A 13,532-nucleotide genomic window follows, 5' to 3' on the forward strand; every position below is an offset into this window, starting at 1 on the left:
CCGGGTGTGGGAGCCTTTCATGCCACTGCGTATGTCTTCGCTGGCCTCTTTGCGCGCACCGCGACGCAGGGCTGTGCCATGGGCCATCACGCCATGCTGCGGCTTGGGCGCGCCCCGCTGCATGCAGCGCCAGCTCGCGACCATGCTGCGCCGCCGCGCCCCCATGGGCAAAGGTGCCGTGCAGTCCTGCTCGGCTTCGGCGGCATTGGACCCTTTCAGTCGCTGACCTCTCTTGTGTTTGAGGTGCATCTTTGCGGCCGCCTGGCAGCGGCGCGCATGGGCACGCCTGTATGGATTGAAGATGCCATGCGGCGCGGCTGGGCCGTGCCCATGGCGGGGAGATGGGTCATGTTGAACCTGCTGAAAAATGGATTCGTTAACTTTCTGCGCTCGCGCCACTGGGGCGTGCATTTCCGCCGCTTGCCGATGTTTGAGCAATGGGCCAGCACGCCGGTGGATGCCAGCATTTCCACGGCCATGGGCGAGCGGCTGCGCGACGCCGCCCATGCGCCGGAACAAGCATTGCTGCAAAGCCTGAACACCAGCCGCCAGGGCCTGGACGACGCACAGGTGCAGGAAGCGCGCGCACAGGCCGGATGGAACACCATCTCGCAGGACCGGCCCATGTCCCGTGCCGAGCACCTGTGGCTGTGCTTTCGCACACCTTTCAACCTGCTGCTGACGGTGCTGGCCGCCGTGTCGTGGCTGACGGGCGACACCAAGGCCACGGTGGTGATTGGCAGCATGGTGGCGCTGGCGACCGGCCTGCGCTTTTGGCAGGAAGGCCGTGCCAACCAGGCGGCGGCTGGCCTGCAGGCCCTGGTATCGAACACCGCAGCTGTGCTGCGCCGCAGTGCTCAGGATGAGCAGGGGCAAGCGCTGGATGCGCTGCCATCGCGCCTGTCTGCGCTGCAGGCCGTGCGCGAGCTGCCGGTGCGCGACCTGGTGCCAGGCGACATCATCCAGCTGGCGGCCGGCGATATGGTGCCGGCCGACTGCCGCCTGCTGGCCGCCAAGGACTTGTTTTTGGCGCAATCGGCGATGACCGGTGAATCCATGCCGGTGGAGAAATTTGCCCAGGAGCCCGATGGCGCCCAATCCAACCCGGTGGAATTGCGCAACCTGGTGTTCATGGGCACCAACGTGGTCTCGGGTGCGGGTCTGGCGGTGGTGCTGAGCACCGGCAACCAGAGCTACCTCGGCGCGCTGGCCGGCAAGGTCTCGGCCATGGAGCGTGGCCCCACCGCGTTCCAGATGGGGGTCAACAAGGTCAGCTGGGTGCTGATCCGGTTCATGCTGGTGATGGTGCCGCTGGTGCTGCTGATCAATGGCCTGACCAAGGGCGACTGGACCGAGGCGCTGCTGTTTGCGCTGTCGGTGGCCGTGGGCCTGACCCCCGAGATGCTGCCGATGATCGTGACCGCCACGCTTGCCAAGGGGGCGGTGTTCCTGTCGCGCAAGCAAGTGATCGTCAAGCACCTGGATGCCATCCAGAACTTTGGCGCGATGGATGTGCTGTGCACCGACAAGACGGGCACCCTGACCGAGGACCGGATCTCGGTCGAGCGCCACCTCGATGCCTGGGGCGATGTATCGCAGCATGTGCTGGACATGGCCTACCTGAACAGCTACTACCAGACGGGTCTCAAGAGCCTGCTCGATGTGGCCGTGCTGGCCCATGGCGAGCGCGCGCCGCTGGTCGACAGCCATACCAAGGTCGATGAAGTGCCGTTTGACTTTGTGCGCCGGCGCATGTCGGTGGTGGTGCGTGACAGTGGCGGCGCCGGCAAGATCATCACCAAGGGCGCGGTCGAGGAAATCCTGCAGGTGAGCGGCTCGGTGCAGGCCGCCGGTGGCGTGCTGGCGCTCGACGCGGGCTTGCGCCAGCGCATCGTGGCGACGGCCGAGGCGCTCAACGCCCAGGGGCTGCGCGTGGTGGCGGTGGCGACTCGGGATACCGAGCCTGGCCAGAGCAACTTCGGGGTGGCCGATGAGGCCGGCATGGTGCTCTGCGGCTTTCTGGCCTTTGTCGACCCGCCCAAGGAAAGTGCCGCACCCGCGCTGCAGGCGCTTGCTCGCCATGGCGTAAAGACCAAGGTGCTGACCGGCGACAATGCCGCCGTCACCGCCAGAGTCTGCCAGCAGGTGGGCATCACCGAGCAGCACATCGTGCTGGGTGGCGATATCGAGCAGATGGACGACCAGCGCCTGGCTCAGGTGGTCGAGGAAGGCAACATCTTTGCCAAGCTGAGCCCTGCGCACAAGGAGCGCATCGTGCGCATGCTCAAGGCCAATGGCCATGTGGTGGGCTTCATGGGCGACGGCATCAACGATGCGGCAGCGCTGCGCACCGCCGATATCGGCATCTCGGTGGACACGGCCGTCGATGTGGCCAAGGAAGCGGCCGACATCATCTTGCTGGACAAGAGCCTGATGGTGCTGGACCAGGGCGTGCAGGAAGGGCGCCGCACCTTTGCCAACATGCTCAAGTACATCAAGATGACGGCGAGTTCGAACTTCGGCAATGTGTTCTCGGTGCTGATTGCCAGTGCCTTCATCCCCTTTTTGCCCATGCTGCCGATGCAGCTGCTGGTGCAGAACCTGGTGTATGACTTCTCGCAGTCGGCGATCCCGTTTGACCATGTGGACCCCGAACTGCTGACCCAGCCCCAGCGCTGGAACCCTGCCGATGTGGGCCGCTTCATGCTGTTCTTCGGCCCCATCAGCTCGGTCTTCGACATCACCACCTTTGTCGTGATGTGGAAGGTGTTTGGCGCCAACACGCCGGAGCGCCAGGCGCTGTTCCAGTCCGGCTGGTTTGTCGTGGGCCTGCTCACCCAGTCGCTGATCGTGCACATGATCCGAACGATGCGCATTCCGTTCCTCCAGAGCCGCGCTGCCTGGCCGGTGGCCCTGATGACCCTGGTGGTCGTGGCCATCGGCATTTACCTGCCTATGGGCGCGTTGGCACCTTATTTCAAGCTGGTGCCGCTGCCCGGCATGTACTTTGTATTCCTTGTGGCGGTCTTGCTGGCCTATATGGGTCTTACGCAGGTCATGAAAAAGTGGTACATCCGTCGCTATGGCTGGCAATAAGCGCCATGAAGAATAACCGTTTGCCAAGGAGGGCGGCATGCTCGAAGCGCTGAACTACACACAACTGAACTCACTGATCAACACGGCCATCAGCCTGGTGACCGCCTTTGTGCTGGGCGCCGTCATCGGCCTGGAGCGCCAATACCGCCAGCGCACCGCCGGCTTGCGCACCAATGTGCTGGTGGCCGTGGGTGCGGCCATCTTTGTCGACAGTGCCAACACCATTGCCGGCCCTGACGGGGCCGTGCGCGTGATGGCCTATGTGGTCTCGGGGATCGGCTTTCTGGGCGCTGGCGTCATCATGCGCGAGGAAGGCAATGTGCGTGGCCTGAACACCGCCGCTACCCTGTGGGGCTCTGCCGCCGTGGGCGCAGCAGCGGGGGCTGACCTGATCGTGCAGGCGGCCCTGGGCACCGTGCTGGTGCTGGCGGCCAATACCTTGCTGCGCCCGCTCGTCAATGCCATCAACCGCAAGCCGCTGGATGTGGCCTCCACCGAAATGACCAATGCCGTGTTTGTCGTGGCCGAGCGCCTGCACCAGCGGCTGGCACTGGCGATGCTGCAGGATGTGCTGGAGCGTGGCGGCTACCCGCCCGGCGATATCGACATCCAGCCGTTTGGCGATGCCGAGGTGGTCATTGAAGCGACCTTGGCCGCCCAGTCGGTGGAGGGAGAGGAGCTCGATGCGATGGTGCAGCAGCTGGCGGCCAAGCCCGGGGTCCGCCAGGCGTTCTGGAGCCCCAGCACGCGGGATTGAACTGCAGCGCTAGCCTTCAAATGCGAAGCCGACGCCATAGATCGAGCGAATGCAATCGGCGTCGTCTCCCATCACCGTGCGCAGTTTCTTGCGCAGGTTCTTGATATGGCTGTCGATCGCGCGGTCGCTCACTTCCAGCGCATCGGCATAGGCCAGGTCCAGCAACTGGCTGCGGGGGTAGATCTTGCCGGGGTGGCGCTGCAGGATGTGCAGCAATGCAAACTCACGCCGCGTCAGCCCCAGATCCTGGCCGCGCCAGCTGGCCTGGCTGGTGGTCTCGTCCAGCTGCCAGTCGCTGGCGGCCTGGCTGGCTGCCGCACCGGGAGCAGGTGGTGCATGGCGGCGCAGGATCACCTTGACGCGGGCAATCAGCTCGCGCGGCGAAAAGGGCTTGCAGATATAGTCGTCGGCGCCCATCTCCAGGCCGACCAGCCGGTCCACTTCCTCGACCTTGGCGGTCAGGCAGATGACGGGGCAGATCTGGCGCGCGCGGCACTCGCGCAGAATGCTCAGGCCGTCGGTGCCGGGCAGCATCAGATCGAGAATGGCCAGCTGCGGCGCGCGGGCGCGCAGCGCCGCCATGGCCTGGCTGCCATCGGCAAAATGCTCGACCTCATAGCCGGCGTGGTGCAGGTAGTCAATGACAACGGAGGCGATATCGGCCTCGTCTTCGGCATACAGAATGCGGGGTTTGGCGGTGTTCATGCAACAGGGTCTATCAAGGGCAGGATCAAGGTAAGGCGCAGACCGCCCAAGGACGAGATGGAGGCCTGCAATTGTCCTCCATGGGCTTGCACAATGCTTTTGCAGATCGCAAGCCCCAGGCCCGAGCCGCCGCTGGCGCGGCTGCGCGAGGTCTCCACGCGGTAGAAACGTTCAAAAATACGGGGCAGTTCAGCTGGCGGCACCGAGGGGCTGCTGTCATCGAGGTGCAGCTCCAGCCAGCGCTGGCCCGAATCAGGTGCTGGCCCATGCAGGCTGGCGCTGATGCTGACACGGCCCGGCGCATCGGTGTAGCGCAGGCTGTTTTCCAGGATATTGCTCAGCACCTGGTGCAACTGCTGCGCATTGCCCTGCACCCAGGCAGGCGGCAGGGCGGCCAGCAGCTCCTGGGCCGTGGGCAGGCTGATGCCCGCTTGGCTGAAGCGAATCTGCACGGCTTCCACCGCCTCGATGGTCAGGGCCCGCATGTCCAGCGGGCGCGCAGCCGCGGGCAGGTGGGCGGTCAGCTGCAGCGCAGGGGCGGCCTCGGGTGCGTGCACCACCAGTGCGGTCGGGATGGTGGCGCGCATGTCGCTGACCAGCTGGGTCAGGCGCAGGATCTGGCGGTGCAGGCGCGCGGCCGTCTGCGCATCAAAGCTGCGGATGCCATCCTGCACGGCTTCAATCTCGGCCCGTACGGCTGCCAGCGGGGTGCGCAACTCATGGGCCACCTGCGTGAGCCATTCATGCTGCTGTGCCTGGGCTTGCGAGAGCTGCTCGGCCATGTGGTTGTAGCGGTCGGCCAGCTGCACCAGCTCATCATGGCCGGCCACGGCAATGCGGTAGTCCAGCTGTCCGCTGGCAAAGGCCTTTGCCCCTTCGCTCAGCGCCTCGATGGGCCGAATCCAGCGGCGGCTCAGCCACCAGGACAGGGCACCGGCCAACAGCAGGCCCAGCAGACCGGTAATGGCCAGAAACACCAGATGCTCCTTCAAAAAGGCATTGTCGATCTGGTTTTTCAGGTCTTCGGGCTGGTTCAAGGTCAGGGTGCCAATCAGCATGTGCTGGCCATCGAACAGCGGGTTTTTGGCGCTGCCGGGCGTGGGCGGCACACCGGCAATCAGCTTGCCCTGGTTGTCGAGCAGACCCAGGCGCTGGGACAGCGGGTGGCGCTCGATGGGGCGCAATTGCTGGGTCAGTGCAGGCCCGAGTGTGGCCCGGCGCGGTGCCACCGTCTCGGCAGGGGGCGAGACGGGCACGGCCGCCTGGCTGCCAAAGCGGGTCAGTGCATTCCAGCGCTCCGGGGTCAGCGAAGCCCAATGCGGGTCCTTCGCATATTCGCGCCGCAGCTGGCTTTCGAGATACTCCAGCCGCCCCAGCTCGATCTGTGCCACGTAGCCGCCCAGCCCGCGCTGCAGACTCCAGTACGAAAAGCCAAAAAACCCCAGCAGCAGCCCCAGCAGCAGCAGCACCATGGCCAGCAGCACCCGTGTCTGCAAGCGGGTGAAACGCAACTGTTGGAAGCGGGAAGTGGTCACAGAAAGCAGCTGGGGCGTTGGATGGAGGAGCGCAAACGGCAAAAACGGGCAGGCGCAATGCCTGCCCGGCTATTCTCTTACACAGTGCGTGGGTGTGTAAAAGTGTTGCTTGATCGGGGCGTTACCAGCGGACTTCAGGGTCCGATGGATGCGCCACGCTTGGCGACCAGTTGCTTGCCCACCTGGCGGCAGGTGGCCTTGGCGGTGGTGCCATTGTCCAGTGTCAGTTGGACGGCGTCGCCGGCCTTCTTGCCCTGGCAAGCCTCAATGGCTTGCTTGGACGGGGCGGGTTGGGCGGGGCTGGCGGCCTGGGCCTGTGCGGCGGCGATCCAGAGGGCTGCAGTCACGGCGGTGCTGCACAGCAGACGATGGCGAAGTGGTTGAGAACTCATGGCATTCCTTGTATAAAAAGAGGCTCTGCGGCCAGGCCGCGATCTGGTGTGGAACAGAAAGAAGCGGTGAAACAGAGAAACTGGAGTGTGTTTACGCCTCTCCGCAGAGCCTATGGTTGAACTATAGAAGCCAAATGTGGAGGAAGTTGGGCCGGCTTTGTGCAAGGTGTGACAAAGCGAAAACCGCATGCCTATTGGGTTTCGGCGGTATCCGGCCGCGCGCGCAAGGCCGCAAAGTTATGCAAAGCGGAGGCCGCTTCAGGGCAGCGGCGTGGCTGGCAGGGGGCTTGCGCCGTGCGGGCGGCGCGCCGCAATGCGCTGTACCACCCGCTCCGGGCTGCGCAGCAGTCCTGCCTCATAGGCGATGACCGACCAGCCGGCGCAGACTTGCAACAGCTCGCCCGGTTGCAGCAAAAAATCGGGCCGGGAGGGCTTGCCGTAGGCTTCGTTGCCCTGCGCAAAGGTCTCGTACAACAACAGCCCGCCAGGGGCCACACTGGCCAGAATGCGCGGCCACAGCGGGCGCCACAGATAGTTCGTCACGACCACTGCATCGAAGAGCCGGCCTTCCAGCGGCCAGGCACCGTTTTCGATATCGGCCTGCAGCCATTCGCCTGCCGTGTCCGACTGCAGCGATTGCAGGGCCGCACCGTCGCGGTCCACGCCCGTCACCTGCAAACCCTGGGCCTGCAGGTAGCGCGCATGGCGGCCCTGGCCGCAGGCCAGATCCAGCACCTGGCGGCCAGCCGGGATCAGCGCAGAAAAGCGGGTGATCCAGGGCGAGGGGGCGGGGGTGTGGGTGTGGGTGTGGGTGTGGGTGTGGGTGTGGGTCATCGGCTGGATCGTGTCTGCGATCGCTGCATCGCGGCGCGGGGAGAACGTAGACACGTTCTCAGAAGCAGGCCCAGACATGGTCTGCCATGCGCACCATGAATTCCGGTTGCGTATAGAGCATGAAGACCAGCGCCAGCAGCACCGCCACCAGCAGCCAGATGGCAGCGCGCTGCCAGCCGCGCAGCGGCGCGGCGTCCGCGTTGGAGGGTGAGGGTGGTGCAGGCTGTTGCATGAGAGTTCGGTGGTCAGGCCGCCAGTGGCTGGCGCCGCACAGGCTCTTCCTTGACGGGCAGATTGACCAGGCCGGCGAACACGCCCAGCCCAATCGCCACGTACCAGACGACATCATAGCTGCCGGTGTGGTCATACAGGTAGCCGCCCAGCCAGATGCCCAGGAAGCTGCCGATCTGGTGGCTGAAGAACACAAAGCCGCTGAGCATGGACAAATGCTGCACGCCAAAGATCTGCGCAATGGCGCCATTGGTCAGCGGCACGGTGGACAGCCACAAAAAGCCCATCGCGGCGGCAAACACATAGACCGACCAGGGCGACAGCGGGACCAGCAGAAACACCACGATCGCGATCGCGCGGATGAAATAGATGCCCGAGAGCAGGTAGCGCTTGGCCATGCGCTGGCCCAGCGAGCCTGCCAGGTAGGTGCCAAAGATGTTGAACAGGCCGATGAGCGCGAGCGAATAGCTGGCCACATGCGGCGGCAGCCCGAAGTCTTTCAGGTAGCTGGGCATGTGCACGCCAATGAACATCACCTGGAAGCCGCAAACGAAGTAACCCGCCGTCAGCAGCAAGAAGCTGGGATTGCGGAAGGCTTCGCCCACGGCCTGGGCGATGGTTTGCTGCTGGCCTGCGGCCGCGTGGCGCTTGAGTGCGTGGAAATTGGGCTCGCGCAGCGCGATGGCCAGCGGCACGATGGTCAGCACCAACACCGCACAGACCAGCAGCGCGTTCTGCCAGCCCAGGTGGGCGATCAGCTGGCCCTCGACCGGCACCATGAAGAACTGGCCAAAGGAGCCGGCCGCTGCAGCCACCCCCATGGCCCAGGAGCGTTTCTCGGCAGGCAGTTGGCGCCCGATGACGCCATAGATCACCGCATAGGTGGTGCCCGTCTGCGCCATGCCGATCAAAAGTCCGGCCGTGAGTGCGAACACCAGCGTATTGGGCGCCCAGGCCATGCCGGCCAGGCCCAGCGCATAGAGCAGCGCGCCGCAGACCAGCACCTTGCTGGCGCCAAAACGGTCGGCCAGCATGCCGGTGAAGATGCCAATCAGGCCCCAGCTGAGGTTTTGCACCGCCAGCGCCAGCGCAAAGGATTCGCGCGTCCAGCCCATCTCCTGCGTGATCGGCTGCAGCCACAGGCCAAAGCCATGGCGGATGCCCATCGATAAGGTCACTACGGCGCCGCCACACAGCAGCACGCGGGCTATGGACAATGGTTGTGCGTTGTTTTGCATAGTCTAAGGATGTCTCTTTATCCAAGAATTGTTACTCCAACGCCAAAAACCGGCTGTCGCCCGCATATTGCCCGGTGCCCGGCCAAGCCCATTACCGCCTTTTCCGACCAAACGTCGTGAATCGTCAACAAATCCACCTGTTTATCTATACAGCTATTTACAATGGCAGCCGCTAGAATGGAAAGTTATGGCAAGCAAAAACACGTCTACCAGTGAATACGCAGAAGGCTCGATCCGGGTCCTCAAGGGGCTCGAACCGGTCAAGCAGCGCCCGGGTATGTATACCCGTACTGACAACCCGCTGCACATCATCCAGGAGGTGATCGACAACGCCGCTGACGAGGCACTCGCCGGCTTTGGCAAGAAGATCCGCGTCTATCTGCACACCGATGCGTCGATCAGTGTGGAGGACGACGGCCGGGGCATTCCGTTTGGCATGCACCCCGAAGAACATGCGCCGGTGGTGGAGCTGGTGTTCACCCGCCTGCACGCGGGCGGCAAGTTCGACAAGGGCCAGGGCGGCGCCTACAGCTTCTCCGGCGGTCTGCATGGCGTGGGGGTGTCGGTGACCAATGCGTTGGCCACCCGCATGGAAGTGACCGTGCACCGCGACGGCTCGGTGGCCACGATGGCCTTTGCCGGTGGCGATGTGGTCGAGCCGCTGAAGGTGCGGCCGATGGTCAGCGGTGACCGCAAGCAGGGCACGACGGTGCGTGTGTGGCCCGATGCCAAGTATTTCGAATCCAGCCATCTGCCAATGGGCGAGCTGGTGCACCTGCTGCGCAGCAAGGCGGTGCTGATGCCCGGCGTGAGCGTGCAGCTGACGCAGGACAAGAGCCGCGAGACGCAGACCTGGCAGTACAAGGGTGGCCTCAAGGACTACCTGCTGCAGACGCTGCCGGTGGACCCGCTCATTCCGGTGTTCGAAGGCGAGGGTTTTGCCGGCCGCAGCGACGACCATTTTGCCGAGGGCGAAGGGGCGTCCTGGTGCGTGGCCTTCACCGACGAAGGCCAGCCGGTGCGCGAGAGCTATGTCAACCTGATCCCCACCACCGCCGGCGGCACGCATGAAAGCGGTCTGCGCGACGGCCTGTTCCAGGCGGTCAAGAGCTTTATCGAACTGCACTCGCTGCTGCCCAAGGGCGTCAAGCTGATGCCCGAGGACGTGTTTGCCCGCGCCAGCTATGTGCTGTCTGCCAAGGTGCTCGATCCCCAGTTCCAGGGCCAGATCAAGGAGCGCCTGAACTCGCGCGATGCAGTGCGCCTGGTCTCGGGCATGGTGCGGCCTGCGCTGGAGCTGTGGCTGAACCAGAACGTCGAATATGGCAAGAAGCTCGCAGAGATCGCGATCAAGGCGGCACAGACGCGCCAGCGCGCCGGCCAGAAGGTGGAAAAGCGCAAGGGCAGCGGCGTGGCCGTGTTGCCCGGCAAGCTGACCGATTGCGAAAGCCGCGACCTGGCCTACAACGAGGTGTTTCTGGTCGAGGGTGATTCGGCCGGCGGCAGCGCCAAGATGGGGCGCGACAAGGAAACCCAGGCCATCCTGCCGCTGCGCGGCAAGGTGCTCAACACCTGGGAGGTGGACCGTGACCGCCTGTTTGCCAATACCGAAATCCATGATATCTCGGTGGCCATCGGCGTCGATCCCCATGGCCCCGATGACGAGGTGGACCTGAGCGGTCTGCGCTACGGCAAGATCTGCATCCTCAGCGATGCGGACGTGGACGGCTCGCACATCCAGGTGCTGCTGCTGACCCTGTTCTTCAAGCACTTCCCGCAGCTGATCGAGAAAGGCCATGTCTGCGTGGCGCGGCCGCCGCTGTTCCGCGTCGATATTCCTGCCCGGGGCAAAAAGCCCGCTGCCAAGGTCTATGCGCTGGACGAGGCAGAGATGCATGCCATCTTCGACAAGGCCGCCAAGGATGGCGTACCCCGGGAGAAATGCCAGGTCAGCCGCTTCAAGGGCCTGGGCGAGATGAATGCCGAGCAGCTCTGGGAAACCACGTTGAACCCGGACACCCGCCGCCTGCTGCCGGTGCGCCTGAGCCGCACCGACCTGCTGGCCACCCGTGAGGTCATGACCCAGCTGATGGGCAAGGGCGAGGCTGCGGCCCGCCGCGACCTGATGGAACTCCATGGCCACGAAGTAGAAATCGATATCTGATTGCATGTCTCCAGCATCGATGGCTTTGCCGCTTTTGCCTTGCCTGGCCGCAGCCATGCCTGCGTCTGGGCTTCGCATCCTGCCTGACGGAGCCATCGAATGTCCCGCTGCCCATGCCGCTGAATGACAATGCCAACCACAGCCGCGTGCAGCCGTGCCACAAGCAAAGAAAGCTGAACAACCATGAGTGAACAAACCGGTCTGGATTTGCTATCCAACCCCGAGCCCGACGACGGCGACAGCCTGGACCTGGGCAACTACGCCCAGCGCGCCTATCTCGAATACGCGCTGTCAGTGGTCAAGGGCCGTGCGCTGCCCGATGTCTGCGATGGCCTGAAGCCGGTGCAGCGCCGCATCCTGTTTGCGATGGAGCGCATGGGCCTGGGCTACAGCGGCCCCAACCGCGCTACGGCGGCCAAGCCCGTCAAAAGCGCCCGTGTCGTCGGTGATGTGCTGGGCCGCTTCCACCCGCATGGCGACCAATCTGCCTATGACGCGCTGGTGCGCATGGCCCAGGACTTTGCCCAGCGCTACCCGCTGATCGATGGCCAGGGCAACTTTGGCAGCCGTGATGGCGATGGCGCTGCGGCGATGCGCTACACCGAGGCGCGCCTGTCCAAGATCACCAGCCTGCTGCTCGACGAGATCGACATGGGCACGGTGGATTTTGTGCCCAACTACGACGGCTCCACCGAGGAGCCCAGCCAGCTGCCGGCGCGCCTGCCGTTCTCGCTGCTCAACGGCGCCAGCGGCATTGCGGTGGGCCTGGCCACTGAAATCCCCAGCCACAACCTGCGTGAAGTGGCCGATGCCTGTGTGGCACTGATCAAGAAGCCGGCGATGACGGACTTCGACCTGCAGCAGATCATTCCTGGCCCGGACTACCCGGGTGGCGGCCAGATCATCAGCAGCGACAAGGACATTGCCGATGCCTACCGTACGGGTCGCGGCTCGATCAAGGTGCGTGCGCGCTGGACTATCGAAGAGCTCGCGCGCGGCCAGTGGCAGCTGGTCGTCAACGAGCTGCCGCCCGGCGTTTCATCGCAAAAGGTGCTCGAGGAGATCGAGGACCTGACCAACCCCAAGATCAAGACCGGCAAGAAAACCTTGACGCAGGAGCAAAGCCAGCTCAAGGCCACCGTGCTGTCCCTGCTCGATGGCGTGCGCGACGAGTCGAGCAAGGACGCGGCGGTACGCCTGGTGTTCGAGCCCAAGACCGGCAAGATTGCGCAGTCCGAGCTGATCACCTGCCTGCTGGCGCATACCAGCCTGGAGAGCTCCTCGTCGGTCAACCTGACGATGATCGGCATCGACGGCAAGCCCACGCAGAAGTCGCTGCGCCTGATGCTGGAAGAGTGGATCCAGTTCCGCCAGACGACGATCACCCGCCGCTCCGAGCACCGCCTGGCCAAGGTGATGGACCGCATCCATATCCTTGAAGGCCGGCAGACCATTCTGCTCAATATCGACGAGGTGATCGCGATCATCCGCGCCAGCGACGAGCCCAAGGCCGCGCTGATGGCGCGCTTTGACCTGAGCGAGCGCCAGGCCGACGACATCCTGGAAATCCGCCTGCGCCAGCTCGCCCGCCTCGAAGCGATCAAGATCGAGCAGGAGCTGAGCGAGCTGCGCGCAGAGCAGGGCAAGCTCGAAGACATTCTGGCCAACCCGGCGTCGCTCAAGCGCCTGATGGTCAAGGAGATCGAAGCCGATGCCAAGCAGTTTGCCGATGCCCGCCGCACCCTGATCCAGGAAGAGAAAAAGGCCGTCGCCGAAGTCAAGGTGGTCGATGAGCCGGTCACCGTGGTGGTGTCGGAAAAAGGCTGGGTGCGGGCCCGCACCGGCCATGGCCATGCGGCCGACAGCTTCAGCTTCAAGTCGGGCGACAGCCTGTATGGCACCTTTGAATGCCGCACGGTCGACCAGTTGCTGGTCTTTGGCAGCAACGGCCGGGTCTACTCGGTCGCGGTCGCCAACCTGCCGGGCGGCCGGGGTGATGGCCAGCCGGTCACCACGTTGATGGAGCTCGAAGCGGGCACCCAGATCCAGTACTACTTTGCCGGTCCGCTGTCCGCCCGCCTGCTGCTGGCCAGCAGCGCAGGTTATGGCTTCACCGCCTTGGTGGAGAACATGGTTTCGCGCCAGAAGGGTGGCAAGGCCTTTGTCAGTCTGGACGATGGCGATACGCTGTGCGCCCCCTCGCATATCTCGGGCAGCAGCGGCAGCCTGCCATTGGCCGATGCCAGCCATGTGGCCTGCGCCTCGGTCGGTGGCCGCATCCTGACCTTCGAGGTCGCCGAGCTCAACCACATGGCCAAGGGTGGCAAGGGGCTCAAGCTCATCGACCTGGAGGACAAGGACCGCCTCGCCGGTGTCGCCGTCTACACGCGCAGCATCCGCATCGAAGGGATCGGGCGCGGCGGCAAGGCCCGTGAGGAAACCCTGGAGATCCGCAGCCTCAACAATGCCAAGGCCGGGCGCGCCAAAAAAGGCAAGCTCGCCGATCTGGGCTTCAAGCCCAACGCCGTGTTCCGCGTTGAATAAAGCGCACTGCCCACGACCATCCACCGCTCCCAGCCC

At 64.5% G+C, this 13,532-nt stretch carries 10 protein-coding genes; 4 read left to right on the forward strand and 6 right to left on the reverse strand.

The genetic code is table 11. The annotated features are described in order from the left end of the window. Positions 1 to 348: 348 nt before the first annotated feature. Together mgtA and ACHWUQ_RS09790 are read left to right on the forward strand one after the other, a co-directional pair. The gene (gene mgtA, locus ACHWUQ_RS09785) at positions 349 to 3,096 is read left to right on the forward strand and encodes a magnesium-translocating P-type ATPase (RefSeq protein ID WP_394681010.1); all 2,748 of its coding nucleotides are present in this window, start codon (positions 349 to 351) and stop codon (positions 3,094 to 3,096) included. A 37-nt stretch (positions 3,097 to 3,133) separates the two neighbouring features. Then, entirely contained in the window at positions 3,134 to 3,853 is a 720-nt protein-coding gene (locus ACHWUQ_RS09790; RefSeq protein WP_239809026.1) for an MgtC/SapB family protein, read from the forward strand. Positions 3,854 to 3,862: 9 nt separating this feature from the next. Here ACHWUQ_RS09790 and ACHWUQ_RS09795 read toward each other — a convergent pair whose 3' ends face one another. The 6 genes from ACHWUQ_RS09795 to ACHWUQ_RS09820 form a co-directional block, all read right to left on the reverse strand. Beyond that, positions 3,863 to 4,558 (reverse strand): response regulator, encoded by a 696-nt coding sequence (locus tag ACHWUQ_RS09795; RefSeq protein WP_312461838.1) that lies wholly within the window; start codon positions 4,556 to 4,558, stop codon positions 3,863 to 3,865. Next, the gene (locus ACHWUQ_RS09800; protein ID WP_394681011.1) at positions 4,555 to 6,093 is read right to left on the reverse strand and encodes an ATP-binding protein; all 1,539 of its coding nucleotides are present in this window, start codon (positions 6,091 to 6,093) and stop codon (positions 4,555 to 4,557) included. Before ACHWUQ_RS09800 ends, ACHWUQ_RS09795 begins: the two co-directional genes overlap by 4 nt. 134 nt (positions 6,094 to 6,227) lie before the next feature. Beyond that, positions 6,228 to 6,485 carry a hypothetical protein gene (locus tag ACHWUQ_RS09805; RefSeq protein WP_239809023.1) on the reverse strand — a complete coding sequence of 86 codons (258 nt, stop codon included), beginning with the start codon at positions 6,483 to 6,485 and terminating at the stop codon, positions 6,228 to 6,230. Between the two features lie 258 nt (positions 6,486 to 6,743). Continuing rightward, positions 6,744 to 7,319 (reverse strand): class I SAM-dependent methyltransferase, encoded by a 576-nt coding sequence (locus ACHWUQ_RS09810; RefSeq protein WP_394681028.1) that lies wholly within the window; start codon positions 7,317 to 7,319, stop codon positions 6,744 to 6,746. Between the two features lie 58 nt (positions 7,320 to 7,377). After that, positions 7,378 to 7,551, reverse strand: coding sequence for a hypothetical protein (locus ACHWUQ_RS09815; RefSeq protein ID WP_312835468.1), 174 nt, complete (start codon positions 7,549 to 7,551; stop codon positions 7,378 to 7,380). 13 nt (positions 7,552 to 7,564) lie between these two features. Then, the gene (locus ACHWUQ_RS09820) at positions 7,565 to 8,788 is read right to left on the reverse strand and encodes an MFS transporter (protein ID WP_312530776.1); all 1,224 of its coding nucleotides are present in this window, start codon (positions 8,786 to 8,788) and stop codon (positions 7,565 to 7,567) included. A 187-nt stretch (positions 8,789 to 8,975) separates the two neighbouring features. Between ACHWUQ_RS09820 and ACHWUQ_RS09825 the strand changes: the two genes are divergently transcribed. After that, positions 8,976 to 10,952 (forward strand): DNA topoisomerase IV subunit B, encoded by a 1,977-nt coding sequence (locus ACHWUQ_RS09825; RefSeq protein WP_312413521.1) that lies wholly within the window; start codon positions 8,976 to 8,978, stop codon positions 10,950 to 10,952. 183 nt (positions 10,953 to 11,135) lie between these two features. Continuing rightward, positions 11,136 to 13,496 carry a DNA topoisomerase IV subunit A gene (parC, locus tag ACHWUQ_RS09830; RefSeq protein ID WP_394681012.1) on the forward strand — a complete coding sequence of 787 codons (2,361 nt, stop codon included), beginning with the start codon at positions 11,136 to 11,138 and terminating at the stop codon, positions 13,494 to 13,496. Positions 13,497 to 13,532 lie beyond the last annotated feature (36 nt).

It is taken from the genome of uncultured Comamonas sp. (assembly GCF_964277875.1).
In the GTDB taxonomy this organism is placed as follows: Bacteria; Pseudomonadota; Gammaproteobacteria; order Burkholderiales; family Burkholderiaceae_C; genus Comamonas; species Comamonas sediminis.